The sequence below is a fragment of the Pseudomonas sp. FP2196 genome (assembly GCF_030687715.1).
GTDB lineage: Bacteria > Pseudomonadota > Gammaproteobacteria > Pseudomonadales > Pseudomonadaceae > Aquipseudomonas.
Genome location: NZ_CP117445.1, coordinates 4,661,758 through 4,685,015, shown reverse-complemented (window position 1 = coordinate 4,685,015; position 23,258 = coordinate 4,661,758). Strand labels below are relative to the sequence as shown.

Annotated in this window: 27 protein-coding genes and 1 pseudogene; 16 read left to right on the top strand and 12 right to left on the bottom strand. The window is 58.3% G+C overall.

Annotated features, from left to right (window positions below):
* Window positions 1–137: 137 nt before the first annotated feature.
* Both PSH79_RS21000 and def read left to right on the top strand, forming a co-directional pair.
* Complete coding sequence (locus tag PSH79_RS21000; protein ID WP_187679724.1) at window positions 138–1,088, top strand: YihY/virulence factor BrkB family protein; 951 nt, start codon at window positions 138–140, stop codon at window positions 1,086–1,088.
* 2 nt (window positions 1,089–1,090) lie between these two features.
* Window positions 1,091–1,630 (top strand): peptide deformylase, encoded by a 540-nt coding sequence (gene def, locus PSH79_RS20995; RefSeq protein WP_305439383.1) that lies wholly within the window; start codon window positions 1,091–1,093, stop codon window positions 1,628–1,630.
* Between the two features lie 82 nt (window positions 1,631–1,712).
* Here the strand turns inward: def and PSH79_RS20990 are convergent, their stop codons facing one another.
* Window positions 1,713–2,129, bottom strand: a complete 417-nt coding sequence (locus tag PSH79_RS20990; RefSeq protein ID WP_305439382.1) for a GNAT family N-acetyltransferase — start codon at window positions 2,127–2,129, stop codon at window positions 1,713–1,715.
* Between the two features lie 856 nt (window positions 2,130–2,985).
* Here PSH79_RS20990 and PSH79_RS28250 point away from each other — a divergent pair.
* Together PSH79_RS28250 and PSH79_RS28245 are read left to right on the top strand one after the other, a co-directional pair.
* Window positions 2,986–3,714, top strand: a pseudogene (locus tag PSH79_RS28250) (PAS domain-containing protein); the annotation flags it as partial.
* Between the two features lie 51 nt (window positions 3,715–3,765).
* Entirely contained in the window at window positions 3,766–4,305 is a 540-nt protein-coding gene (locus tag PSH79_RS28245; protein ID WP_224787096.1) for a methyl-accepting chemotaxis protein, read from the top strand.
* A 73-nt stretch (window positions 4,306–4,378) separates the two neighbouring features.
* Here PSH79_RS28245 and PSH79_RS20980 read toward each other — a convergent pair whose 3' ends face one another.
* From PSH79_RS20980 to PSH79_RS20965, 4 genes are all read right to left on the bottom strand, one after another.
* Entirely contained in the window at window positions 4,379–4,807 is a 429-nt protein-coding gene (locus tag PSH79_RS20980; RefSeq protein WP_305439380.1) for a hypothetical protein, read from the bottom strand.
* Window positions 4,808–4,868: 61 nt separating this feature from the next.
* On the bottom strand, window positions 4,869–5,276 hold the full coding sequence (locus tag PSH79_RS20975) for a DUF6252 family protein (RefSeq protein WP_305439379.1): 408 nt from the start codon (window positions 5,274–5,276) through the stop codon (window positions 4,869–4,871).
* Window positions 5,277–5,457: 181 nt separating this feature from the next.
* Complete coding sequence (locus tag PSH79_RS20970) at window positions 5,458–6,009, bottom strand: hypothetical protein (RefSeq protein ID WP_305439378.1); 552 nt, start codon at window positions 6,007–6,009, stop codon at window positions 5,458–5,460.
* 263 nt (window positions 6,010–6,272) lie between these two features.
* Complete coding sequence (locus PSH79_RS20965; protein WP_305439377.1) at window positions 6,273–6,713, bottom strand: PACE efflux transporter; 441 nt, start codon at window positions 6,711–6,713, stop codon at window positions 6,273–6,275.
* A 121-nt stretch (window positions 6,714–6,834) separates the two neighbouring features.
* Between PSH79_RS20965 and PSH79_RS20960 the strand changes: the two genes are divergently transcribed.
* Window positions 6,835–7,707, top strand: a complete 873-nt coding sequence (locus PSH79_RS20960; RefSeq protein WP_305439376.1) for a LysR family transcriptional regulator — start codon at window positions 6,835–6,837, stop codon at window positions 7,705–7,707.
* Window positions 7,708–7,819: 112 nt separating this feature from the next.
* On the opposite strand, the gene PSH79_RS20955 is transcribed toward PSH79_RS20960, so the two are convergent.
* Entirely contained in the window at window positions 7,820–8,851 is a 1,032-nt protein-coding gene (locus PSH79_RS20955) for a LacI family DNA-binding transcriptional regulator (RefSeq protein WP_305439375.1), read from the bottom strand.
* A 216-nt stretch (window positions 8,852–9,067) separates the two neighbouring features.
* Here PSH79_RS20955 and PSH79_RS20950 point away from each other — a divergent pair, with 216 nt between their 5' ends.
* Together PSH79_RS20950 and PSH79_RS20945 are read left to right on the top strand one after the other, a co-directional pair.
* A complete protein-coding gene (locus PSH79_RS20950) occupies window positions 9,068–9,601 on the top strand; it encodes a gluconokinase (protein ID WP_305439374.1) in 534 nt (177 codons plus the stop codon).
* A gap of 82 nt (window positions 9,602–9,683) precedes the next feature.
* Complete coding sequence (locus tag PSH79_RS20945; RefSeq protein ID WP_187679335.1) at window positions 9,684–11,036, top strand: GntP family permease; 1,353 nt, start codon at window positions 9,684–9,686, stop codon at window positions 11,034–11,036.
* 177 nt (window positions 11,037–11,213) lie between these two features.
* Here the strand turns inward: PSH79_RS20945 and alaC are convergent, their stop codons facing one another.
* Window positions 11,214–12,431 carry an alanine transaminase gene (gene alaC, locus PSH79_RS20940; protein ID WP_305439373.1) on the bottom strand — a complete coding sequence of 406 codons (1,218 nt, stop codon included), beginning with the start codon at window positions 12,429–12,431 and terminating at the stop codon, window positions 11,214–11,216.
* A 139-nt stretch (window positions 12,432–12,570) separates the two neighbouring features.
* Between alaC and PSH79_RS20935 the strand changes: the two genes are divergently transcribed.
* The 3 genes from PSH79_RS20935 to PSH79_RS20925 all read left to right on the top strand — a co-directional run bounded on the left by PSH79_RS20935 (window position 12,571) and on the right by PSH79_RS20925 (window position 14,594).
* On the top strand, window positions 12,571–13,233 hold the full coding sequence (locus PSH79_RS20935; RefSeq protein WP_305439372.1) for a LysE family translocator: 663 nt from the start codon (window positions 12,571–12,573) through the stop codon (window positions 13,231–13,233).
* A 68-nt stretch (window positions 13,234–13,301) separates the two neighbouring features.
* Window positions 13,302–13,796 (top strand): GyrI-like domain-containing protein, encoded by a 495-nt coding sequence (locus PSH79_RS20930; protein ID WP_305439371.1) that lies wholly within the window; start codon window positions 13,302–13,304, stop codon window positions 13,794–13,796.
* 309 nt (window positions 13,797–14,105) lie between these two features.
* A complete protein-coding gene (locus tag PSH79_RS20925) occupies window positions 14,106–14,594 on the top strand; it encodes a GNAT family N-acetyltransferase (RefSeq protein WP_305439370.1) in 489 nt (162 codons plus the stop codon).
* Between the two features lie 136 nt (window positions 14,595–14,730).
* On the opposite strand, the gene PSH79_RS20920 is transcribed toward PSH79_RS20925, so the two are convergent.
* Together PSH79_RS20920 and PSH79_RS20915 are read right to left on the bottom strand one after the other, a co-directional pair.
* Window positions 14,731–15,336, bottom strand: a complete 606-nt coding sequence (locus tag PSH79_RS20920) for a pyridoxamine 5'-phosphate oxidase family protein (RefSeq protein WP_305439369.1) — start codon at window positions 15,334–15,336, stop codon at window positions 14,731–14,733.
* 18 nt (window positions 15,337–15,354) lie between these two features.
* Complete coding sequence (locus tag PSH79_RS20915) at window positions 15,355–15,840, bottom strand: N-acetyltransferase (RefSeq protein WP_305439368.1); 486 nt, start codon at window positions 15,838–15,840, stop codon at window positions 15,355–15,357.
* 140 nt (window positions 15,841–15,980) lie between these two features.
* Between PSH79_RS20915 and PSH79_RS20910 the strand changes: the two genes are divergently transcribed.
* From PSH79_RS20910 to PSH79_RS20900, 3 genes are read left to right on the top strand one after another with little or no spacing between them, the layout of a single operon-like run.
* Complete coding sequence (locus PSH79_RS20910) at window positions 15,981–16,406, top strand: SgcJ/EcaC family oxidoreductase (protein WP_305439367.1); 426 nt, start codon at window positions 15,981–15,983, stop codon at window positions 16,404–16,406.
* Between the two features lie 40 nt (window positions 16,407–16,446).
* On the top strand, window positions 16,447–16,791 hold the full coding sequence (locus PSH79_RS20905) for a YciI family protein (RefSeq protein ID WP_008081988.1): 345 nt from the start codon (window positions 16,447–16,449) through the stop codon (window positions 16,789–16,791).
* On the top strand, window positions 16,784–18,013 hold the full coding sequence (locus PSH79_RS20900; protein ID WP_305439365.1) for an RNA polymerase sigma factor: 1,230 nt from the start codon (window positions 16,784–16,786) through the stop codon (window positions 18,011–18,013). The genes PSH79_RS20905 and PSH79_RS20900 overlap by 8 nt, the downstream gene beginning before the upstream one ends.
* 138 nt (window positions 18,014–18,151) lie before the next feature.
* Here the strand turns inward: PSH79_RS20900 and PSH79_RS20895 are convergent, their stop codons facing one another.
* Window positions 18,152–18,877 carry an SDR family oxidoreductase gene (locus PSH79_RS20895; RefSeq protein WP_305439364.1) on the bottom strand — a complete coding sequence of 242 codons (726 nt, stop codon included), beginning with the start codon at window positions 18,875–18,877 and terminating at the stop codon, window positions 18,152–18,154.
* Between the two features lie 111 nt (window positions 18,878–18,988).
* Between PSH79_RS20895 and PSH79_RS20890 the strand changes: the two genes are divergently transcribed.
* Window positions 18,989–19,852, top strand: coding sequence for a LysR family transcriptional regulator (locus PSH79_RS20890; RefSeq protein WP_305439363.1), 864 nt, complete (start codon window positions 18,989–18,991; stop codon window positions 19,850–19,852).
* A gap of 28 nt (window positions 19,853–19,880) precedes the next feature.
* Here the strand turns inward: PSH79_RS20890 and PSH79_RS20885 are convergent, their stop codons facing one another.
* Window positions 19,881–20,735 (bottom strand): LysR family transcriptional regulator, encoded by an 855-nt coding sequence (locus PSH79_RS20885; RefSeq protein ID WP_305439361.1) that lies wholly within the window; start codon window positions 20,733–20,735, stop codon window positions 19,881–19,883.
* An 89-nt stretch (window positions 20,736–20,824) separates the two neighbouring features.
* On the opposite strand from PSH79_RS20885, the gene PSH79_RS20880 reads away from it, so the two are divergent.
* Complete coding sequence (locus tag PSH79_RS20880; RefSeq protein WP_305439359.1) at window positions 20,825–21,262, top strand: multidrug/biocide efflux PACE transporter; 438 nt, start codon at window positions 20,825–20,827, stop codon at window positions 21,260–21,262.
* Window positions 21,263–21,412: 150 nt separating this feature from the next.
* Here PSH79_RS20880 and PSH79_RS20875 read toward each other — a convergent pair whose 3' ends face one another.
* Window positions 21,413–22,168 carry an SDR family NAD(P)-dependent oxidoreductase gene (locus PSH79_RS20875; RefSeq protein WP_305439357.1) on the bottom strand — a complete coding sequence of 252 codons (756 nt, stop codon included), beginning with the start codon at window positions 22,166–22,168 and terminating at the stop codon, window positions 21,413–21,415.
* A 120-nt stretch (window positions 22,169–22,288) separates the two neighbouring features.
* Here PSH79_RS20875 and PSH79_RS20870 point away from each other — a divergent pair, with 120 nt between their 5' ends.
* A complete protein-coding gene (locus tag PSH79_RS20870) occupies window positions 22,289–23,185 on the top strand; it encodes a LysR family transcriptional regulator (protein WP_305439356.1) in 897 nt (298 codons plus the stop codon).
* Window positions 23,186–23,258: the final 73 nt, after the last annotated feature.

The window sequence follows — 23,258 nt, the reverse complement described above, 5'->3', positions numbered from 1 at the left end:
GCCATCCAAGGATGGCCGTTTTTGTGCCTAACCCCTGCGCTGATCCACCAAGGGTCGCCAATTAGGCTACCGTGATGTAAAAAACGGCCCCTGAGTCGCCACGACTTCAACCTGTATTGCGGCGAAAGGAGACGCGAATGATATTTCCGGACATGAAAGGTCTGCCCCTGCACCGGGTGATGGTGCGCACGGTCACTGAATTCGTCGACGACGAGATGTCGACGTACGCCTCGGCTCTGGCTTACCAGATGCTGTTCTCGCTGTTCCCGTTCATTCTTTTTCTGATTGCCCTGATCGGTTTTCTGCACCTGCCGGACTTTTTCTCCTGGCTGCGCCTTCAATCGGAGCTGGTGCTGCCACCGCAGGCGCTGGAGCAGGTCAACCCGGTAATCGATCAATTGCAGCAATCCAAGGGCGGCTTGCTCTCGGTGGGTATCGTCATTGCCCTCTACACCGCTTCCGCCGGCGTGCGCCTGATGATGAGCGCAATGAACGCGGCCTACGATGTGGTCGAGGGGCGCCCGATCTGGAAGCGCTTTCCACTGTCGATTTTCTATACCGTCGGGATTGCCGGCATGCTCCTGGTGGCTGCCGCGCTGATGGTGCTTGGGCCGCAGGTGATGGGCTGGATCGCGGCGCAGGTGGGACTGGAAGAATTCATCGTCACCCTATGGACCATCGCGCGCTGGCCGGTGATCGTGATTCTGATGATGGTTGCCGTGGCACTGATCTATTACGTGATGCCCGACGTCAAACAGGAATTCCGCTTCATTACACCGGGATCGGTTTTGGCCGTGGTGGTGTGGATCATCGCCTCGTTGGGTTTCGCGTTCTACGTGAAAACCTTCGCCAACTACAACGCAATGTATGGCAGCATCGGTGCAATCATCGTTCTGTTGCTGTACTTCTACATTTCCGCTGCGGTGCTGTTGCTCGGCGCGGAGATGAATGCGGTGATCGAGCACATGTCCAGCGAAGGCAAGGATTCGGGTGAAAAAGTCCCCGGCGAACTCGATGAACATCCCAAACAACACGTCTCGGGCCTGGGCCGCGATCACTCGCTCAAGCCGGACACTGACGAAGTCTGAACATGATCCGTGAAATTCTGAAAATGGGCGATGAGCGCCTGTTGCGCATCGCCCCACCCGTGCCAGCCGAGATGTTCGACAGCCCTGAGCTCTGGCAACTGATCGACGACATGTTCCAAACCATGGAAAGTGTCGGCGGTGTCGGCCTTGCCGCGCCGCAGATCGGTGTCGACCTTCAACTGGTGATCTTCGGTTTCGAGCACAGCGAGCGTTATCCGGACGCTGAAGCGGTGCCGCAGACGATTCTGATCAACCCGCTGATCACGCCGCTGAATCCGCTGATGGAAGAGGGCTTTGAAGGTTGCCTGTCTGTACCGGGATTACGCGGCGCGGTGGAGCGTTATCAGCAGATTCGCTATGAGGGTTTCGATCCGAAGGGCGAGCCGATCGTGCGTGTGGCGTCGGGCTTTCATGCGCGGGTGGTGCAGCATGAGTGTGATCATCTGATCGGCCGTTTGTACCCGTCGCGGATCACTGATTTCAGCAAGTTCGGCTTTACCGAAGTGATGTTCCCGGATCTTGATCCAGCTGCAGACGATTGATCAAAATCAAAAGATCGCAGCCTGCGGCAGCTCCTACACCGATTTCCTGTAGGAGCTGCCGCAGGCTGCGATCTTTTGATCTTCACCCTTGAAGTAACAGTTCCATCGCAATCATCGGCTTGCTCCGCGCATAGCGGCTCAAACGTTCTGCCATCGCCTGTGGCAGGGCTGGGTCGAAACTGAACCCGCGCCGCTCATAAAACCCACGCAAATCCGGATGACAGAACAGCCACACCGGCTCCGTCACACCCTTCACCGCCGCAGTGATCAACTGCGCAGCAATTCCCTGCTCTCGGCACCCCGGATCGACAAACAACCCGGTCAACCAATATCCGCCCGCCACCGGCCGCAAACACAACGCTGCAACTATGTCGCCACGCCGCGCCACCCACAATTGCGCCTCGCGCACGGCTTTCATTGAGGATTGGTGGCTGCGGTAAAACTTGTTCATCAACGGCCAAAGCGACTCGTCGAGCAGTGTGTATTGGGTGTCGGGCATGGGATCGGACTGGCGGTGAGGGAAGCGGCGATTATAAAAGAACGCGCGCCTTGGGATAGGTGTATACCTGAGCCTACAGCCCTGTGAGTGGAGTAACCATCATGTCCAAAGGTATGGATTCAAAGAAAGCCGCGAAGAAGAAACCGGCCAAGACCGCGATTGAAAAACGTGCGGAGAAGAAAGCCAAGAAAGTCGATATCTTCGGCCATTGATCACGCCCCTCAGGAGCTCGATTCTCGGGCTCCTGCCTGAACCTGAAAATAATCTGCAAGATTTACCCTGCCGTTGCACAGAGGGAGAAGATTCCCTTTCCGAGCAACGCCATGGCCCATTACTTCGACGCCGCCCATCGCCAGTAAATCCAAACCCTGCGTCAACACTTCAGTGCCCGCGACGGCATTCGATCAGACAACCTGCGCCTGCGCTGAACCGATTCTTGTGCAAAAAGTGCCAGATACTGGCCGACTAGTGGCCTTGCGCAAGAATTTGTACTGGCTATGCTGACAGCTAACTAACCATGTCGACCGTCATGCCAAGCCATGCCGAGCGTCAGGGTTAGTCCGTGATTTCATGCTGCCAGAGTGCGCAATACAAGGCACCGACACTGAACCAACAAGGAGCGTCGCTTAAATGGAAGTTCTTCAACGCGTTAGGGCTGGCCCGCGTGCGGGCTATCAAGAGAAGGATGTCTTGATTAGAGCGCCGCTGCATGGACGCTCCAATTAATCATCATTTATCACCTGACAACTTCCTCCCGTGGAAGAGTGCGTGTGCCTGTTCTTTGGAACGTAGTGGTGGATTCTGAAAGACCTCAACTTTCATCAAATCAAAAATCCGCGCGGAAGGTGATACAACCATGTTCAACCTACATCACAAGGCTGATCTGCAGGAAATCGAGCGATTCAGCTGTGCCTTGACCGAAGCCAATGCCAAGCTGGATGCGATCAGCCGTTCAATGGCAATGATCGAGTTCACGCCCGACGGTATTGTTTTGGATGCCAACGATAACTTTTGCAAGACCATGGGCTATGGCGCTGAAGAAGTGCGTGGCAAACATCACCGGATCTTTTGTGAAGAAGCGTTTTACCGCAGCGAAGAGTACGCCAGATTGTGGCGCGACCTCGCCCGTGGTGAACCCGTCAGCGGGACCTTCTTACGCCTGAACAAAAGCGGCAAAGAGATCTGGCTCGAAGCCAGTTACATGCCGGTGTATGGGCCGGACAAGCAAGTCAGAAGTGTGATCAAAGTGGCGGCGGACATCACCGCACGAATCAACAAGGAACATGAAGAGGAAAGCATGCTGGCGGCGATCGGTCGCTCGATGGCGGTGATCGAGTTCACCCCGGAAGGCAATGTGATCACCGCCAACGAAAACTTTCTGAAGACCATGCAGTATTCGCTTAACGAAGTCGTTGGCCATCACCACAGCCTGTTTTGCCACCGCAGCGAATCCGAGTCTGCCCAGTACAAGGCGTTCTGGGCCTCACTCAATCGCGGCGAATATCACTCGCACCGTTTCGAACGCAAGAACAAGTCCGGGCAGATGGTGTATCTGGAAGCCTCCTACAACCCGCTGTTCGATGCCAAGGGCCGGTTGTACAAAGTGGTGAAGTTCGCCAGTGATATCACCCAACAGATGACCACCCTGCAAAACGCCGCGGAATCGGCCCACAGCACATCGGTACAAAACGACGCCTGCGCGCAAAAGGGCTCACAGGTTGTGCAGCAAACGGTGCAGATCATTCAGGACATTTCCCGCGATCTCAACGAAGCTGCGGTGAGCATCGATGCGGTCAGCAAGCAGTCGGACATCATCGGTACCATCGTTCAGACCATTCGTGGCATCGCTGATCAGACCAACCTGCTGGCACTCAACGCCGCCATCGAAGCAGCGCGGGCCGGTGAGCATGGACGCGGCTTTGCCGTCGTCGCCGATGAGGTGCGCAGTTTGGCGGCCCGCACCAGTCAGGCAACCCTGGAAATTGTCGAGGTGGTGCGCAAAAACCACGACTTGTCGTTGAGTGCGGTGTCGAGCATGCAATCGAGCCTGAGCCGAACGGGCCTTGGCGTCGAACTGGCCAATGAAGCGGGGGAGGTGATTCTGGAGATCCAGCAGGGCTCACGGCATGTGGTCGATGCGATCAGCCAGTTCAATGAGACGTTGCAGTTGAATTGATGACGTCGTGACAACTGCCTCTCGAACTTGAGGGGCAGTTGCTGATGGATTTGCGGGACGCGTAACAGCTGACCTATTCACGCAAATTGAAGTTTCCATGGATCTCGGCGGACGCTTGCCCGTCCCGGGATCTGGCAGTGAATTTGAAACTGCCTTTTGCAGTTTTTTTATCCAGGTCTACTTCCTCGATTGTGACCTCGCCGTCTTCAGCCAGTGAGGACCAGGACTGGCCCTCGAAATGTTTCGGGTTGTAGTTACCACCGACAGTCCCCGATTCGAAGGCGTAGGTTGTGTTGGCTTCGATCTTTTTTGAAATATAGACATCTCCCCCTTGCGAGTTGGGGGCGTCGCCAGCGTACCCGGCTATGTACAGCAGGTTGGAGTCCATATACATCACGAGACGGCTGGTTGGAATCAGCGCTTCCCCTTCGTCGTTCTCATTTGCGTTCAGATTGAAATGCCCTATGGCTTTCCTGGATTTGCGCTTGATGTCTTCGTTCATGATCTTTCTTCCTTGGCAGTCAGTGTCAGGAAACCGCGATCCATAGCGTGCTCACTCGAGCCTATTGATTGAGCGAAAACGTCCCGCTAATGGCTGCAGTGTTCTGTGGGTTCTGCTTGTCGACGGCGGTGAACATGAAGCTGCCTTTGACAAATTTCTCTTCAAAGTCGACCACGTCCAGAGTGATCTCTCCGCCTTCTTGAATGGCACTCCAGCTGTCGCCGGTTTTCGGGTTATAGAAGGCTGTGGCCGTAGAACTCTTCAACGTATAAGTGCCTGGTTCAATTTTCTCGGAGATCAGAAACTGGGCGCCCCATGGTGGTGGCGTGGTGGAGCTGTCGAACCCGCCTGCCAGTAATTTGTCTGGCTTGATTGTGAGATGGAGCAGATCGGTAGGAACAGTGAACTCGGGGCCGTTGTTTTCCTTCACTTTCAAGCTGAACAGTCCGAAGGCTTTAGTGTTGCTCATGATTTATCTTCCTTGCCGGTTATCGAGAGAATCACACACTGCGTGATGGCAGCCATGGTTCTTCGGAACGGGCAGGGCGTCTACTGTCAGAAATTACAGGTGGAGGGGGCTTTGCGACGAACGGTTCGCAGGCAAAAAAAAAGAGTCCCGAATGGGGACTCTTTTTTGAGCGTTATTGACTTCAGAGCGCCGCGAGAAACTTGTCCGCCAGCTTGTCGCTGTCCTTGACGTCGTTGACGTTCTCTTTCTCCGATTGAGCCAATTGCATCTTGTCCTGCAAGCGCTGGGCGATCTCTTTGCCGATGGCCAGTTGTTTCTCGGGCGGCATCGCTTGGATGTCTTCTTCGGTGATGCCCAACTCTTTGAGGACACTGTCGCGCAGACGCTGTTCCGGCGTCTTGCTCATGTAGTCCTTGAACTCGTCGGTAGCGCTCTTGCCAGCGACCGTCGTGGCATCGGTCGATTGCAGCCCGACGCGGGTCTTGGCGAATGCTTCTTCGACGTTGTCGCTGATGCGCGTGGCTTCGCTGACTTGCTGAGTGGCAATCTGCGTGGCTGAATCCTGAACCTTGGCGGTGGCGTCGCTGCTTTGCGTCTGCACCTGGTTTTGCAGCGTTTGCAACATCGCGCCGTGCAGGCCGCCTTGCAGACCGGCAGCCGCTGTGGCGGTCGCGTCTTCTGCCAGCCGCTTGGGCAACGGCAGCATTTCCATTTGTTTGGCACTGACCAACATGATGAATTGACCTGTAGGTAATGACTGACCGCCATACAGGAGCAATTACCGTGCCTGACCAATAAAGCCTTTTATTTCAGAGAGTTGTTGGATTCAGGCGATTGAGAAGGCGGTCATCCTTTGCCGATGAGCGGCAGTGGGTGACCGCCAAACCTCAGCCATGGGCAATCTTCTACAGCGCCAGATTCGTGTGCACGGCCAGCGCGGCGAATCGGGCGGACGCTTGCGCGGCCACCAGATAAACCAAATTACGAGTTAGCGATTTATGCCGCAGCGGCAGTATCCGGCAGCGCCGAAGCCGGCAAGCCGAACACCCGATCAAACAGCCAGTTGAAGGCGAACGTGTAGCAAGGGATGAAGATGATCAGCGCCAGATCCAGCAGAAACGCCTGTACCAGGCTGATGTTCATCCACCACGCGATCAACGGAATCAGGAACACGATCAACGTCAGTTGAAAACCGACGGCATGGGCGATGCGTCGCTTGACTGTGCGGGTACGCGACTTCTGCCGACTTTCCCAGTGTTCAAACAGCGAGGTGTAGATGAAATTCCAGGTCACGGCGATGGTGGTGATGATCACCGCCAATGGCCCGGTGCTGCCCGGCGAGGTGCCGGACAACAAGGCTAGACCAAGGGCGGAGAAGGTCATGCCGATTACTTCGTAGAGCGACACATAGACCAGTTTGCGTTTGACGCCTTGCATGCAGATTTGCCTCTTTTCTCAGATTCGATGGCCAATGGGACTGGCGGAGGCGGCGAAAGATAGCTTCAATAGAGCTGACAGAAAAAGTCAGTAGGTTTCAGATTTATTGATAGGTGGGGAATTGAACTTCAACAGCGACAGCATCGAACTGTTTCTCGCCGTGATCGAACGTGGCTCGTTTTCCGCCGCCGCTCGATCGTTGGGTAAAGTCCCATCGGCGGTGAGCATGGGGATTGGCAATCTTGAGGCCGAACTGGGTTATCTGCTGTTCGACCGCAGCCATCGTGAACCGCAACCGACGGCGATGGCGATGTCGCTGGTGCCTCACGCGCGGCTGATCGCCGAGCAGCTCAAGCAACTGCAAGTACACGCGGTGGAATTATCCCTGGGGCTGGAGAGCAAGTTGTCGATCGGCGTAGTGGCGGACATCGATCGCCGACGTTTGCTGGCGGCAATCAAGGTGATTGCCGAGCGACATCCGCTGCTCGACATCGAAGTGCTGACCGCGCCGCAGGATGACGTGCTGGCGATGTTGCACAGCGGCCGCGTCAGCGTGTGCCTGGCGTTCGCCGGACTGAGCGTGAACGTGCTCGAGCGTTTTCAGTTTGTTGGCAACGAACGAATGATCGCCACGCTGGCGGCGGACAGTCCGTTGCTGCAGGGGCAGGATCTGTTTCTTGAAGACCTTGTGCATGTGCGGCAAATTTTCGTCGCCAGCCGTGATTTGCCGATCAGCGAAACCCGGCCATTGGTGGCTGAGTCCTGTTGGCGAACCGACAGTCTGGAAACGGCAATGGAGATGGTCGAGGCGGGATTGGGCTGGGGCAACTTTCCGCTGTCGGTGGTGCAGTCGCGGCTGGATTCAGGGCGTCTGAAACGACTGAATTTCCGCAACATCGAAAACGGCCTGGTGTTGCCGGTGCATGCGGTGTGGCTCAAGAGCCAGCCGTTGCAGAAGGGCGCGTTGGCGCTGGTCGAGTTACTCGGTCACTGACCCTGCATAAATTCCCTGTAGCTGCCGAAGGCTACGAACTTTTGATCTTGTTTTTCAGGATCAAGATCAAAAGATCGCAGCCTTCGGTAGCACCTGCAAGGGAAGGGTGCGGTCAGGTGCTTTCGCGGATCTTCAGTTCGAAGCCCATGTCTTCCACTGGCCGCGCCACGCTGTTGCCCGCCATCAAGGTCAACATCTGCTCCGCCGCCCGCCGGCCAATCGCCTCTCGTGGGGTATTGATGCTGCTCAGGCGCGGCACCATGTGCTCGGACATTGGCAAGTCGTTGAAGCCCAGAATCGCCACTTGCTCGGGAATCTTGATGCCATTGCGCAGCGCCTCAAGCAAAGCACCCTGCGCCAGGTCGTCGTTACCAAAGAAGATTGCATCGACATCCGGATGCGCCGCCAGCAATTGCAGGAACAACTCACCGCCCAACCCTACCGACGAAGCACGCGGGGTCAGCACTTCCAGATCCGGGTCGTAGCGCCCGGCCTTCTGTAACGCTTTGCGGAAACCTTCGCCACGTAACAAGGTACGCTGATCAAGCTGTGCGCCGATGTACGCCAGACGCTTGCGCCCACGAGAGAGCAAATGCTCGGCGGCTGTTTCACCGGCGCTGAGCTGCGAGAAGCCGACGCAATTCACGCCGGCGGCACTGTCCAGTTCCATCATGTACACGCAGGGGAGGTTGCTCGCTTCGATCATCCTCCGCGAACTTTCGGTGCGGTCAAAGCCAGTCAGCAGAAAGCCACGCGGCTGGTAAGCCATGTAGTTGCGCAGCAGGTTTTCTTCTTCATCTCGCGAGTAGTGGAAGTTGCCGATCAGCACTTCGAAGCCCTTGGGCGTCAACACCCGATGAATGGCTTCCAGCGTGTCGATGAACAGAAGGTTGGATAAGGAAGGGACCAAAACCACCACCGAATGGCTCTGGGCAGAGGCCAGGGCGCGGGCGGCGGGGTTGACCACGTAGTTGAGTTCGAGCGCGGCTTTCTGCACTTTCTCCACAAGCTCCGTGGCCACGGTGCTGACGCCGCGCAAGGCGCGGGAGGCGGTAATCGGGCTGACGCCGGCCAGGCGGGCAACTTCATTGAGTGTGGGACGGCCGGTGGTGCGGGTATTTTTATCGTTTTTAGAGGTGGTCATCGGGCGGCTTGCCAAACAAAAATCAAGGCACTAAGGTAGCGCTGTCCTGATGCAGCTGCAAATGCGTAAGCGAGGTCCTGCCTGATCTTCGCTTTTTGGCGTTGGGAACAAACCTGCTGCAACCCAAAAAAACGACAAGAAGGCGTCGGCAACTTCTGCCTGTGCACTAGAGTCATAGCTAGCAAAGGTAGCGCTGTCTGCGCGCTGAGGTGTTATATGAGTCATCCCATCACCGCCCTGGTCATCATGGGCGTTGCCGGTTGCGGCAAGACGTGCGTCAGCGAGGCCCTGTGCCAATTGAGCGGCGCCACTGCCATTGAAGGCGATACTTTTCATCCGGCCGCGAACATCGAAAAGATGAGCGCGGGGATCCCCCTGAACGACGACGACCGCGCCGGCTGGCTCGACAGCCTGTGCGAGGAATTGCGTCGCGTCGATGCCTCGGGCCAGCGCCCGGTGCTGACCTGCTCGGCCCTCAAACACAGTTATCGCGAAGTGCTGCGCAGTGCCTTGCCGGGCCTGGGCTTCGTGTTTCTGGAACTGACGCCTGAAGTGGCCGCCGAGCGTGTGTCCCACCGCCCGGGTCATTTCATGCCAGCCACGTTGATCGAAAGCCAGTTCGCCACCCTCGAATCGCCCAAGGGCGAGCCGTTGACCCTGGCGTTGAATGCATCGATCCACAGCGTTGAAGAACTGGCCGGACAGGCTCACGTCTGGTGGCAGGCCAACGGCCTGAAACAGGCGGTATGAGTGTGTCCATGCAGATAGCGCTGTCCTTACGACTTCTGATTAACCCGCTTTAATAACAACAACAAACCAGGAGACACCCCCAATGTTTGGCATGTCCCACGACGCCTACCTGCTGCTTGATGCAGTGGTCACGGTGATCGGACTCATCATCCTGATCACCAAATTCAAGATTCACCCGTTCATTGCCCTGACCATCGCCGCCGCGTTCCTCGGCCTGACCTCCGGCATGCCGATCGGCACCATCATCAAGGCGTTCCAGGACGGCTTCGGTGGTGTGCTCGGTTTCGTCGGCATCATCCTCGCGCTGGGCACCATGCTCGGCAAAATGATGGCCGAGTCGGGCGGGGCAGACCAGATTGCCCAAACCCTGATCCGCGCGTTCGGCAAGGATAAAGTTCAGTGGGCAATGATGTTCGCCGCGTTCCTGGTGGGCATTCCGCTGTTCTTCGAAATCGGCTTTGTATTGCTGATTCCGCTGGTGTTCATCGTTGCCCGCCGCACCGGCGTATCGATCATCAAGATCGGTATTCCGCTGCTGGCCGGTCTGTCGGCGGTTCACGGTCTGGTGCCACCGCACCCGGGTCCACTGCTGGCCATCGGCGTGTTCGGCGCCGATATCGGCAAGACCATCCTGTACGGTCTGATCGTTGCGCTACCGACCGCCATCATTGCCGGCCCGATCTTCGGTACGTTCATCGCCAAGCACATTCCGGGTCACCCGAATCAGGAACTGGTCGATCAACTGGCTCGCGAAAACGACTCCGCCGTACTGCCGAGTTTCAGCATCACCCTGATCACTGTGCTGCTGCCGGTGTTCCTGATGCTGCTGAAAACCTTTGCTGACGTGGCGCTGCCGGACGGTAACTTCTTCCGTACCTGGATGGACATGATCGGTCACCCGATCTCGGCGTTGCTGCTGGCTTTGCTGCTGTCGCTGTACACCTTCGGCTACAAGCAGGGCATCGGCTCCAACCAAATGCTCAAGTGGCTCGATGCGAGTCTGGCGCCAACCGCGGCGATCATCCTGATCATCGGTGCGGGCGGTGGCTTCAAGCAGATGCTCGTCACCAGCGGCGTGGGCGACGTGATCGGCCACATGGCGGTCAGCGCACAGATCTCGCCGATCCTGCTGGCATGGCTGGTGGCGGCGGTGATTCGCATCGCCACCGGTTCGGCGACTGTGGCAACCATCACTGGCGCAGGCATTGTGGTGCCGGTAGTGGGGATGATCCCGGGCGTCAACCGTGAGTTGCTGGTGCTGGCCACCGGTGCCGGTTCGCTGATCCTGTCCCACGTCAACGACGCCGGTTTCTGGCTGGTCAAGCAGTACTTCAACATGACCGTGGCCGAGACGTTCAAGACCTGGACCGCGATGGAAACCATCCTCTCCATCGTCGCGCTGGGCTTTATCCTGCTGTTGTCGCTGTTCGTTTAAGCGGCTTCACGCAGACACAAAAAAACCGCAGCGATGCGGTTTTTTTGTGCCCGAAATCTCAAGGCTGAACACATTTCCTTGTAGGAGTGAGCCTGCTCGCGATAGCGGTTAATCAGTGCCATTTACGGTAACTGACACACCGCCATCGCGAGCAGGCTCACTCCTACAGGTTTTGCGTTAGCCGCCAGATTTTGCGACTAACCCATCCGCCCGGAACATCCCGCGAATGCCGCGTACAGCCTGACGAATCCGATCCTGGTTTTCGATCAGTGCGAAGCGCACATGATCGTCGCCATACTCACCGAATCCCACGCCCGGCGAGACGCAGACCTTCGCCTCGGCCAGCAGTTTCTTGGCGAACTCCAGCGAGCCCAAGTGTGCGTATGCCTCGGGAATCTTTGCCCAGACATACATCGACGCTTTCGGATTCTCGACCATCCAGCCCAGCTCATGCAGGCCTTTGACCAGCACGTTGCGCCGCTGGCGGTACTGCTCGGCGATGTCGCGCACGCACTGCTGATCGCCTTCCAGCGCGGCAATCGCCGCCACTTGCAGCGGGGTGAACGTGCCGTAGTCGTGGTAACTCTTGATCCGCGCCAAAGCGTTGACCAGTTCCGGGTTACCGACCATGAAACCGATACGCCAGCCCGCCATGTTGTAACTCTTGGACAGGGTGAAAAACTCCACCGCGATATCCTTGGCGCCCGGCACCTGCATGATCGACGGGGCTTTCCAGCCGTCGTAGACGATGTCGGCATAAGCCAGGTCGTGGATCACCAGCACGTCGTACTGTTTGGCGAGGGCGATCACCCGCTCGAAGAAGTCCAGTTCCACGCACTGCGCGGTGGGGTTCGACGGGAAGCCGAGGATCATCATTTTCGGCTTCGGAATCGAGCCGCGAATCGCCCGTTCGAGTTCGGCGAAGAAGTCCACACCGGGCACCAACGGCACCGAACGCACCTGGGCGCCGGCAATCACCGCGCCGTAGATGTGAATCGGGTAGCTCGGATTCGGCACCAGTACGGTGTCGCCCTGGTCCAGCGTTGCCAGCATCAAATGCGCCAGGCCTTCCTTGGAACCGATGGTGACGATGGCTTCGCTTTCCGGGTCGATATCGACCTCGTAGCGTTGCTTGTACCAGTTGGAAATCGCCCGACGCAGGCGCGGAATGCCCTTGGACGTGGAGTAACCGTGGGTGTCTTCGCGCTGGGCGACCTGAACGAGTTTTTCGACAATGTGTGGCGGCGTGGCCCCGTCGGGGTTGCCCATGCTCAAGTCGATGATGTCTTCACCACGACGCCTGGCGGCCATCTTCAGCTCGGCGGTGATGTTGAAAACGTAAGGGGGGAGTCGATCTATGCGCGCAAAGCGGCGCGGCGAACCTTGTTCAGCCATTGTTGCCTCGGATAACGTAAGCGCCCGGAACCGTCCGAGCGACGCTGGTCACTGCGGTGACCTGTTGGCGAAGATAAGGGCAGTGATGGCAGACTGTCCAGCCCGTGCGTAAACAAATTTTTCCCAAGGAAATCGGTTGATGGAATTCACCAGCGGCTTCTTGCTGAGCCTTTCGCTGTGCCTGGACATCGGCGTGGCCAACATTGCAATGATCACCCTTGCGATGCAGCGTGGTTACTTTCAGGGCTTCGCGTTGGGCCTCGGCACCTGCGTCGGCGACCTGATCTACGCGGTGCTGGCGCTGGCCGGGATGACCGTGCTGCTGCAATACGAAACCGTGCGCTGGGTGTTGTGGATCGGCGGTTCGGTGCTGTTGATCTACTTTGCGGCGAAGATGATCTACTCGGCGATTCATCACGAAACGCTGTTGGCTGAGACGGCTGAGGTCGGGCAGAACTCTCATCGCAAAGAGTTCTTTCGCGGGATCTTCCTGGCCATGTCCTCGCCGAGCGCGATTCTGTGGTTCGCCGCAGTGGGTGGCACGCTGATCGCCCGTTCCGGTGGCGGCGGCCCGGTCAGTTCGGCGCTGTTTTTGGGTGGTTTCCTCTGTGCCGGGCTGCTGTGGTCGGCGGGCCTATGCTTCGCCGCCAGTCACGGCGGCAAGCTGTTGGGCGACAAGCTATTGCGCTACTCCTATATGGCATCTGCAGCGATCTTCTGTTATTTCGCGGTGTATGTGATCGTTTCTGGTTACAACGAGTTTGTCGGGTCGGGTGCCGTCGAGCAGTTGCACGCGCTGTAACAGTGCGAATCGGAAAGGGCTTCCTATACTCACCAGCCGAACCCCTTTTTTGTTCCAGGAGTCGAGTCATGGATGAGCAAACACGCGTCGAAGTGGCTGAACCTCGCTTCGAACATGGACACTTTCTGCTGATTGCAGGTTTTCGCGGTCGATTTACCCAAGACACTGCAAAGGACATCCCGGCGCTGTGGGAAAAATTCTTGCCGCATCTGGGAAAGATACAGGGGCAAAAAAACGAAGTGACCTACGGGGTCTGCAGCAACTTCGACGGCAAGGGTGGCTTCGATTACACCGCCGGGGTGGAAATCAGCAAGCTCGATGACCTGGACCAGAAGGTGTACCAGTGGGTCGAAGTCCTGCCCCGCCAGTACGCGGTGTTCGAGCACAAGGGACCGCTCGATCAATTGCCGCAGACCCTGCAATACATCTACAAGACGTGGCTGCCGAGTTCCCACTACGTGGAACTCAACGCCCCGGAGCTGGAGCGTTACAGCGCCGATTTCAATCCGAAGCTGCATACCGGCAAACTGGAAATCTGCGTGCCGGTCGATACCAAGACCTGAGCAGCAACGATGAGGCGGATCACTGATCCGCCTCTTGTTTTCAACGCTGTTTACGGCGCGCCCGCAACAGGTCGATGCCCAAGGTGATAAAGCCGAATGTACTGATGCCCAACACCATCAACAGGCCGATTTCAACGCTGCTCATAAGCGGTTTCCCCCAAGGGTAGTCAGAGACACCCCACAGAAATAGCCCCCCGCGAACCCGAAGAAAAGCGCTTATACGCAGGCTTTACGCCCCCCGTGCGGATCGATATGCACACCTTATTCCTTTATGCTTTGCGCACTTTCCCCGCTGATTTTCGAGCTGCCATGAACACCGTCATTCGCAACGTCACCGCCGCCGACCTGGACCGCTGCTACGCCATCGAAACCGTTGCCTATGAAGGCGATGAAGCCGCCACCCGCGAGAAAATCGCCACGCGCATAAAGACCTGGCCGGACGGTTTTATCGTTGCCGAGGTGGACGGCGAGGTCGCGGGTTTCGTCAACTCGGGCGCGGCGTTTGACGTACAGATGTCCGACGAGGCGTTCAAGGAACTGATCGGCCACGACCCGGCGGGGCCGAACGTGGTGATCATGTCAGTGGTGGTGCATCCGGACTATCAGGGCCAGGGCCTGGCCAAGCGCTTGATGGCCGAGTTCATCGAACGGATGCGCGGGATGGAGAAGGCGACGATTCATCTGATGTGCAAGGAACAGCACATCCCGCTTTACGCCGGGTTTGGCTTTGCCTACATCAAACCGTCCGAGTCCGACCATGGCGGCATGGCGTGGCACGAGATGATTCTGACCCTTTAAAGAACACTGCAAATCCAATGTGGGAGATGGCTTGCCAGCGATAGCGGTGGGTCAGTCGACATCAATGTTTGATGTGCTTACGCCTTCGCTGGCAAGCCAGCTCCCACAGGTTTTAGCGGTGCTTGTAGTTCCGCGTTTAGTACAGCGTGTCGCTTACCCTTTTTGGCGCCTCGCGGTCGTACGTGTCGGCATCGAACTGGCCGTCGTTCAAACGCTTGTGAAAGGCTCCGGCCGTGGGCAACGCCGAGCGCGGCAAATGCGTTTCAGGATTCCACGCATCGGAGCGCACAAACGCTTTCGAACAATGGAAAAACGCCGCTTCCACCGTCACCAGCAACACCGTTTTCGCCGGTTTGCCATTCACTGCAAAACTCTCGAGTAACGCCGGCTCAGCACTGATCGACGCCGTGCCGTTGACCCGCAACGTCTCGCCAATTCCCGGAATGATGAACAGCAGCGACACCCGTTGATCGTGCAGCACATTGCGCAAGGTATCGATGCGGTTGTTGCCCGGGCGATCCGGCAGCGCCAGCGTGTTTTGATCAATGATCCGCACAAACCCCGGCGCATCACCGCGCGGCGAATTGTCGAGGCCGTCGGCGCCCACCGAGCTGACGATCACCAGTGGCGAGAGCCGCACCATGGCCTGATAGTCTTCGTTGAGAAAGGGGATCTGCTTGCGCACCGCGCGGTCGTGGGGCAATCCGTAAATAGCTTCCAGTGCTTCAATTGAGTCGATCATCGTGCTTCCCTCGATGACTTAGAAAAACAGGCCCATGCGCCGCTCGTAACCGATCCGGCCCTTGTACGCTTCGCCGCTGTCGACGTAGCCATGTTTGCCGTATAGCGCGATAGCCGCGTCGTTGTCAGCGTCCACCGACAATTCCAGACCCTTGATCTCCGGCCACGCCTCACGCGCCACAGTCGGCAGCGCTTGCAGACACGCCTTGCCGTAACCCTTGCCCTGCGCCCGGCGATCCACCTGCAACGCATGCAACGTGGCGCTGTGTTCATCGGCCCAGGCCGGTAACACCGGCGGGCGCTTGAGCAGCAGGAACGCCACTGGCACTTCATCCGCCAGCAGCGCAAAACCCTTCACGCCGGGGCCGGGTTTCGACAGCAAGGTGTGCAACGCGCCATGAATGTCGCCGGAAAACTTGATCTGCTCGGGATGGATTTCAATCGCCTCGACTTGCTGGCGCTGCAAGGCGTTCAGGTTGTCGTACGGCACGAGTTGGGCTGACACGGGAATTTCCTTTTTCCTACAAAGATGAGTCCGGATTCTAGCGACTTTGCTTCCTGCGGAAATTTTTTGTTTCGTCTGTCGATCTGCCGATTGGCCGAACGACTAAAGGTGTCTTCACAACAACAATCACGGAGAACACCATGAGCGCACAGACTGAAATCCAGACCCTGATCGACACCTATCGTCAGGCCGTCATGACCAAGGATGTCGAGAAAGTCATGGCGTTGTACGCCGACGACATCGTCTCGTTCGATGCGATCAAGGCCCTGCAATTCAAGGGCAAACCGGCCTACCGCGCGCACTGGGTGGAATGCATGGAGATGTGCCCCGGCCCGCACATCTTCGAATTCCACGAGATCGCCATCGAGAGCGCCGACAACATTGCCTTTGCCCATTGGGTAGCCAATTGCGGCGGCACCAACGAGAAGGGCGAAACCCAGAGCTGCTGGATGCGCGTCACCGCTTGCTATCGCCAGGTCGGCGGGGCGTGGCGCATTGTCCATGAACACTGGTCGGCACCGTTCGATCCGATGAGCGGCGCGACGCTGTTCGATGTGCAGCCCTGATCTTCAGCCATAGTTGATCCGTTCGAATCAGGAGAACGCCATGAAATATCTATGCCTGGTCTACAGCGATGAGCGCTTGCTGCATTCGTCGCCCGACAGCCCCGAAGACGCTGAATGCTGGGCCTACGCCGAGTCGATTCAGGGCAGCGGACGCATGGTCGCCGCCGAAGCGCTGGAGTCGGTACAGACCGCCACCACCGTGCGTATGCGCAACGGCAAGCTGTCGATCACCGATGGCCCGTTCGCCGAAACCAAGGAGCAACTGGCCGGCTTCTACCTGATCGATGCCAAGGATCTCAATGAGGCGATCCAGGTCGCCGGCAACATCCCGGCGGCCCGGGTTGGCAGCGTTGAAGTGCGCCCCGTGCGCCAGTTGAATGTCTGAAGTCAGGGCGCGGGTCGAGCAGGTCTATCGCGAAGACTCGCGGCGGATCCTGGCGACGCTGATTCGCCTGCTCGGTGATTTCGACCTCGCCGAAGAAGCCTTGCACGAGGCGTTCTTCGTCGCGGTCGAGCGCTGGGAGCGCGACGGCGTACCGGACAATCCGCGCACCTGGCTGGTGTCCACCGGACGCTTCAAAGCCATCGATGTGTTGCGTCGGCGTGCGCGGTTCAAGGCCTCGCAGCCGCTGTTGTTGGCGCAACTGGAGGCGCTGGAGCAGACCGACTGGAGTGATGAAGACGTGGAAGACGATCGTCTGCGGCTGATCTTCACCTGCTGTCACCCGGCGCTGGCGGCCGATGCACAAGTGCCGCTGACCTTGCGTGAAGTCTGCGACCTCACCACCGAGGAAATCGCCCGCGCGTTTCTCTCGGCCCCGGCGGCGATTGCCCAACGCATCGTGCGCGCCAAAGCGAAAATCCGTGATGCAAAAATCCCCTATCAAGTGCCGAGCCTGAGTGAACTGCCCGAGCGTCTCGACAGTGTGTTGCGGGTGATTTATCTGGTGTTCAACGAAGGTTATTCGGCGTCGATGGGCGCTGAACTGACTCGGGAAGATCTGACCCGTGAAGCGATTCGGCTCGGGCGGTTGTTGATGGAATTGCTGCCGGAACCTGAAGTGATGGGGCTGCTGGCGCTGATGCTGCTGCACGAGTCGCGACGGCCGGCGCGGACTTCGGCGGAGGGCGAGTTGGTGCTGCTGGATGATCAGGATCGTTCGCAGTGGGATGCCTGTTTGATTGCTGAAGGCTGTGCGCTAGTGGAGAGGGCGCTGACCACGCGGCGATTCGGGCCATATTGTCTGCAAGCGGCGATTGCGGCGGTGCATGCCGAAGCGCCGACCGCAGAGAACACCGATTGGGAGCAAATCGTTGGGCTATACGATGTGCTGTTGCGGGCAATGCCCTCGCCAGTAATCGAGTTGAATCGGGCAGTGGCGGTGGCCAAGCGGGACGGGGCGTTGGCCGGGTTGACGCTGATCGAGGGGGTTCTGGGGCGAGGGGAGTTGCAGGACTACCACCTGGCACATTCGGCGCGGGCGGAATTTTGTCGTCAGTTGGGCCGCGTGGAAGAGGCGCGGATGGCTTATTTGCGGGCGCTGGAGTTGACTCGACAAGAGCCGGAGCGGCGGTTTATCGAGGCGCGGTTGCAAGCGTTGGACTGATCCGAATGGCGGTGACGGATGGCGGGGTAAGACAGTTGCTCCCACAGTGTCCGTGTCGTACACAAATCCAGTGTTCAACACAGAACCCTGTGGGAGCGGGCTTGCCCGCGAAGGGGCCAGTAAAGCCAAATCAAAACATCAGGCCTGCTGGCGGGTGGCGGCCATGACGATCTCGCGAATACAAACCCCCTGCGGCTGCTCATACGCATAAGCAATCGCCGTCGCCACATCCTCGGCACTCAACACCGTCCCGCCCATCTCCTGCTTCCAGGCCTGATACCCGGTCTTGATCGCCTCATCCGTGGTGTGGCTCAGCAACTCAGTTTCCACCGCCCCCGGTGCAATCGTCGTCACGCGCACATTGTGCGGCGCCAATTCTTCGCGCAGGTTTTCCGACAAGCCATGCACGGCAAACTTGGTGCCGACATACGCCACATGACTAGGGAATGTCTTGCGTCCGGCCACCGAGCTGACATTGATGATCGTCCCGTGTTTACGCTCAATCATCCCGGCCACCACGGCGTGTATGCCGTTGAGCAAACCTTTCACGTTGATGTCGAGCATCTGATCCCACTGCGCCGGATCCTGCTCGCTCATCGCGCCCAGCAACATCACGCCGGCATTGTTGATCAGCGCGTCGGCCGGGCCGAACTTGGCTTCGGCTTCTGCCACCGCAGCGAGTAAAGCAGCGCGATCAGTGATGTCGATTTTACGGCTGAGGGCGTTCGGCAGTTCCAATGCTTCAAGACGTTCAACGCGTCGCGCCAGCAGCAACAGCGGATGGCCGGCGGCACTCAAACGGCGGGCGGTGGCTTCGCCGATACCCGAACTGGCGCCGGTGATGATGATCAATGGCTTGCTCATGGATGTACTCCTGAAATAAGAATTTCAAATGACTATCTAATGGGCGCAGTATATTTAGCCGCTTCAAGGCTGAAAAATGCCTTATTTCTCTGTCTGTCATCGGAATAGCCTATGGATATCCGCCATCTAAAAGCTTTTCTCGCGGTGTTCGAGGAACGCAACATCACCGCCGCCGCTCAGCGACTGTTCATCAGCCAGCCGACGCTGTCGGTGACAATCAAACAGCTTGAAGAAGAACTCGGCGCGACGCTGTTTGTGCGTCAGCCGCGCGGGGTTGAAGTCAGTGATGAAGCGCGGCTGCTGTATCCGCAGGCGCGGCGCATGGTGGCGGAAGCGGAGGCCCTGAGCCGGATGTTTCGCGGTGGCGAAAATCGCGTGCCACTGACTCTGGGTATCGAGGGCGACATCGCCGCCAGCCATATCGAAGCGTTCGTGCGCATGGCCCATCTGGCATTGCCGAATCTGCTGCTGACGCTGGAGGAGGGTTGCAGCGGTGAGGGTCGTTTGGCGGTTGAGGAAATGTGCTGCGAGGACGAGTTGTTCCTGCCGCTGTGGGAAGAACCGTACGTGATGGCATTGCCGCTGGATCATCCAATGGCGGCGGCGCAGGCCGGTTGGGCGCCGATTGAAGACTGGATCACTTGCCCGCAACATCCGTCGCACCAGCGTTTGATGGCGTTATACGGGCGTTCGCCAGATGCGGTGGCGGGGCATGCCGGGTCGTTGCAGCAGGCGCTGCATATGGTCGCGGCGGGTGTCGGGGTGGCGATGTTGCCGCAGTCGCTGGTCGATGGGCATGGGCGGGTGGTGGTGCGCGCGCTGCACTTGCCGGCACCAACCCGGCGGGTCGGGTTGTGTTATGCGGCGCAGGCGCTGGAGTTGCCGGCGATGCGTGGGTTGCATGAATACTTTCAGGAAGATCAAAAGATCGCAGCCTTCGGCAGCTCCTACATTGGCAGTGCATTTCCTCTGTAGGAGCTGCCGAAGGCTGCGATCTTTTGATCTATTCCAGCATCTTGCTCAGCAACCAGCTCCCCGCCGGCCCTGGCGGGTATAGCCGCGACCACAAGGCATCGACAAACACCGGTTTCGGCCAGCCGCGCACGTTCAGTTCCACTAGCGTGCCATTGCCGAAACGTCCCACCAGCCAGCGCGGCAGTGGCGCCCAGCCGAAGCCCATCTCGGCCATTTCCATCAACATCAGATAACTCGGTGCCGACCACACGCGCCCCTTGGCGCGACTGTCGTAGGGATTGATGATCGTTGCCAGACGCAGTTCGCGATGTTGTTCGAGGATGGCTTGATCGATGTGTTCCAGCGTTGTGAGCGGATGTTCGCGACTGACGAACAGCGCAATATCGGTGCGCTCGTCGACGGTCGAGGTCACCAGATCCGGCGGGTAAGTGTCCTGCATCTCGGCAAACGCCAGATGCGCCCGCCCGCGCTGCACCAGTTCGATCAAGTCATCGCACTCGGCGATCAGGCATTCCAGTTCCAGATCCGGATAACGCTGCTCGAACCCCACCAGCGCCGCTTCGAAACGCGCTGATTGGTAGGTATCGGAAATCGCCACGGTCAGTTTCGGCTCGACGCCTTGGGACAATTGCCGCGCAGTCATTTCCAGTCGACTGTTAGCCGTCAGAATCGCCTCGGCCCGTTGCAGCATCACGTGGCCGGCAGGAGTGAGAGTCGGCTTGCGGCTGCTGCGATCAAACAGGATCAGATCCAGATCAATCTCCAGACTCGCCACCGCCGCGCTGATGGTCGACTGACTGCGCCCGAGTTTGCGCGCCGCCGCCGAAAACGAACCCTGCGTCGCCGCCTGGACAAACGCCAACAGCACTTCTTGCGAAGCCATGAACTATCGCCTTGATCGATGGTTATTGGTTATGAAGTATCGGTGTCTGGGTGGATCATGGCAACCATCGTCACTCAAGGAGTCAGGCCATGACTGCCAACAAATCCCTTACAGAACGTATTTTCCAGGCCATCGGTTTCGAACTGCTCGCGATCCTGATTTGCACACCATTGCTGGCGTGGATCCTGCAAAAACCGCTGCTCGACATGGGCGCGGTGACGGTACTGATCGCGATGCTGGCGCTGGGCTGGAACGTGGTGTTCAACCGTTTCTTCGACCGCATGCTGGCGCGCATGAACGTCGCCCACAACGCTTGGGTGCGGGTGGTGCATGCGTTGCTGTTCGAGGGTGGTTTGATCGTGATGGGCGTGCCGCTGATTGCGTGGTGGCTGTCGGTCAGCCTGTGGCAGGCGTTGTTGCTCGACATCGGCGTGTTGCTGTTCTTCCTGCCGTACACCTACGTCTATCACTGGGGCTATGACGTGGTGCGCGAGCGCTTCCTGACCCGTCGTGTCTGTGAGGGTTAACCAAAAACTGTGGCAAATATAAAACCTGTGGCGAGGGGATTTATCCCCGATGGGTTGCGAAGCAGCCCCAGAAAATGGGCCTGCTGCGCAGTCCATCGGGGATAAATCCCCTCGCCCCAATGGCTATTTCCACAAAAGTTTTAGTGAGGCTTAGAGAAACATCCCGCCCGACGCCTCAACCCGCTGCCCATTGATCCACTGCGCACCCGGCGACAGCAGCAACGCCAGCGCCCCGCCAATATCATCCGGCTGACCGGCACGGCCCAGCGCGGTGTTTTCGGCGACCATCGCATTCACCGCCGGGTTGTCGCGCACGGTGCCGCCGCCAAAGTCGGTTTCAATCGCACCCGGCGCCAGCGTATTTACGGTGATCTGCCGTGAGCCCAACTCTTTGGCCTGATAGCGGGTCAGTACTTCAATCGCGCCTTTCATCGCCGCATAAGCACTGGCGCCCGGGATACTGAAACGAGCAAGGCCGCTGGAGATGTTGATGATCCGCCCGCCATCGTTAATCAGTGGCAGCAGTTGCTGAGTCAGGAAGAACGGTCCTTTGAAATGCACGTTCATCAGCATGTCGAATTGCGCCACGGTCGTTTCGGCGAAACTGACATGCAAACCGACCCCGGCATTGTTGATCAGGAAATCAAATCGCTGCCGATCAAAGTGCTGCAACGCCTGCTCGATCCGCGCGGCGAAATCAGCGAAACCTTCGCTGCGGCCGACATCCAGTTGCAGCATCACGGCTTTACCGCCGAGCGCTTCAATTTCGGCAACCAGCGCCTGAGCTTCATCGGCGCGGCTGTTGTAGGTGCCGATGATGTCGATGCCAAGAGCAGCGAGGTGCAGGGCGGCGTTTTTGCCCAGGCCACGACTGGCGCCGGTGATCAATGCGATTTTACGGTTCATGGGGCTTCCTCGGTTGCGGTGAGTGGTGATGGATCAAAGTTTATTTATCCGCCGTCAGGTGATAAATAGACTGAAATCGGAATCACTGATCGGTTAATCCGAACAATAAACAGGTGGCCCATGAACAAACTGGAACTGCTGCGCACCTTCGTCCGGGTCAGCGAGTTATCGAGCTTCACCCTCGCCGGAGAAAACCTCGGCTTGCCACGTTCGACCGTGTCCGAGCATGTGCAAGCGCTGGAAGCCCTGCTCGGCACGCGCCTGCTGCAACGCACCACACGCAAGGTGCAAGCGACGCAGGACGGCCTGGTTTTGTATGAGCGCAGCAAGGATCTGCTGTCGCACATGGACGAGATCGAAGGCTTGTTCCGCCAGGACGAAGCGTCGCTGACCGGGCGAATTCGCATCGACATGCCGAACATTCTCGCCCGGCGCGTGGTGATGCCACGGCTGCCGCAGTTCATGGATCGCCACCCGAACCTGGAGCTGGAAATCAGCAGCACCGACCGCCGCGTCGATCTGCTCAGCGAAGGTTTTGATTGCGTGCTGCGCGTCGGCGCGCAGCCGGATCAATCAGTGGTGGCGCGGCATCTGTGTGACTTGCCGATGATCAACTGCGCCAGCCCTGCGTATCTTGAGCGCTATGGGGTGCCGCAGACGCTGGCAGATCTGGCGCAGCATCGACTGGTGCATTACGTCGGCGTGCTCGGTTCGCGTTCGGAAGGGTTTGTCTATGAGGAGGAGGGGCAGATACGGCGCGTACCAATGGCCGGCAGTGTCACGGTCAACAGCACCGATGCTTACGAGTCGGCGTGTCTGGGCGGTTTCGGGATGGTGCAGGTGCCCAATACCGGCCTGCGCTCGCATCTGCAAACCGGCGAGTTGGTGGCGGTGCTGCCGCAATACAACGCGCCGGCAATGGCCGTTTCGCTGTTGTATGCGCGGCAGCGGCATTTGCCGTTGCGGGTGCGGGCGTTTATGGATTGGTTGGGGGAGGTGATTCGTTCGACTCTCTAAACCGCTACACAAATCAGAATGTAGGAGTGAGCCTGCTCGCGATAGCGGTTCATCAGTCTACATTTGCATCGGC

What these genes read in the sequence shown, in the direction of transcription:
- PSH79_RS20875 (WP_305439357.1), bottom strand. Translation starts at nt 22,168, where the DNA reads ATGAACCGTAAAATCGCATTGATCACCGGCGCCAGTCGTGGCCTGGGC.
- PSH79_RS20895 (WP_305439364.1), bottom strand. Translation starts at nt 18,877, where the DNA reads ATGAGCAAGCCATTGATCATCATCACCGGCGCCAGTTCGGGTATCGGC.
- PSH79_RS20965 (WP_305439377.1), bottom strand. Translation starts at nt 6,713, where the DNA reads ATGCAAGGCGTCAAACGCAAACTGGTCTATGTGTCGCTCTACGAAGTA.
- def (WP_305439383.1), top strand. Translation starts at nt 1,091, where the DNA reads ATGATCCGTGAAATTCTGAAAATGGGCGATGAGCGCCTGTTGCGCATC.
- PSH79_RS20945 (WP_187679335.1), top strand. Translation starts at nt 9,684, where the DNA reads ATGTTTGGCATGTCCCACGACGCCTACCTGCTGCTTGATGCAGTGGTC.
- PSH79_RS20925 (WP_305439370.1), top strand. Translation starts at nt 14,106, where the DNA reads ATGAACACCGTCATTCGCAACGTCACCGCCGCCGACCTGGACCGCTGC.
- PSH79_RS20990 (WP_305439382.1), bottom strand. Translation starts at nt 2,129, where the DNA reads ATGCCCGACACCCAATACACACTGCTCGACGAGTCGCTTTGGCCGTTG.
- PSH79_RS20910 (WP_305439367.1), top strand. Translation starts at nt 15,981, where the DNA reads ATGAGCGCACAGACTGAAATCCAGACCCTGATCGACACCTATCGTCAG.
- PSH79_RS20980 (WP_305439380.1), bottom strand. Translation starts at nt 4,807, where the DNA reads ATGAACGAAGACATCAAGCGCAAATCCAGGAAAGCCATAGGGCATTTC.
- PSH79_RS20920 (WP_305439369.1), bottom strand. Translation starts at nt 15,336, where the DNA reads ATGATCGACTCAATTGAAGCACTGGAAGCTATTTACGGATTGCCCCAC.
- PSH79_RS20930 (WP_305439371.1), top strand. Translation starts at nt 13,302, where the DNA reads ATGGATGAGCAAACACGCGTCGAAGTGGCTGAACCTCGCTTCGAACAT.
- PSH79_RS20905 (WP_008081988.1), top strand. Translation starts at nt 16,447, where the DNA reads ATGAAATATCTATGCCTGGTCTACAGCGATGAGCGCTTGCTGCATTCG.
- PSH79_RS20900 (WP_305439365.1), top strand. Translation starts at nt 16,784, where the DNA reads ATGTCTGAAGTCAGGGCGCGGGTCGAGCAGGTCTATCGCGAAGACTCG.
- PSH79_RS20955 (WP_305439375.1), bottom strand. Translation starts at nt 8,851, where the DNA reads ATGACCACCTCTAAAAACGATAAAAATACCCGCACCACCGGCCGTCCC.
- PSH79_RS20890 (WP_305439363.1), top strand. Translation starts at nt 18,989, where the DNA reads ATGGATATCCGCCATCTAAAAGCTTTTCTCGCGGTGTTCGAGGAACGC.
- PSH79_RS28245 (WP_224787096.1), top strand. Translation starts at nt 3,766, where the DNA reads ATGACCACCCTGCAAAACGCCGCGGAATCGGCCCACAGCACATCGGTA.
- PSH79_RS20950 (WP_305439374.1), top strand. Translation starts at nt 9,068, where the DNA reads ATGAGTCATCCCATCACCGCCCTGGTCATCATGGGCGTTGCCGGTTGC.
- alaC (WP_305439373.1), bottom strand. Translation starts at nt 12,431, where the DNA reads ATGGCTGAACAAGGTTCGCCGCGCCGCTTTGCGCGCATAGATCGACTC.
- PSH79_RS20970 (WP_305439378.1), bottom strand. Translation starts at nt 6,009, where the DNA reads ATGTTGGTCAGTGCCAAACAAATGGAAATGCTGCCGTTGCCCAAGCGG.
- PSH79_RS20885 (WP_305439361.1), bottom strand. Translation starts at nt 20,735, where the DNA reads ATGGCTTCGCAAGAAGTGCTGTTGGCGTTTGTCCAGGCGGCGACGCAG.
- PSH79_RS21000 (WP_187679724.1), top strand. Translation starts at nt 138, where the DNA reads ATGATATTTCCGGACATGAAAGGTCTGCCCCTGCACCGGGTGATGGTG.
- PSH79_RS20975 (WP_305439379.1), bottom strand. Translation starts at nt 5,276, where the DNA reads ATGAGCAACACTAAAGCCTTCGGACTGTTCAGCTTGAAAGTGAAGGAA.
- PSH79_RS20880 (WP_305439359.1), top strand. Translation starts at nt 20,825, where the DNA reads ATGACTGCCAACAAATCCCTTACAGAACGTATTTTCCAGGCCATCGGT.
- PSH79_RS20870 (WP_305439356.1), top strand. Translation starts at nt 22,289, where the DNA reads ATGAACAAACTGGAACTGCTGCGCACCTTCGTCCGGGTCAGCGAGTTA.
- PSH79_RS20935 (WP_305439372.1), top strand. Translation starts at nt 12,571, where the DNA reads ATGGAATTCACCAGCGGCTTCTTGCTGAGCCTTTCGCTGTGCCTGGAC.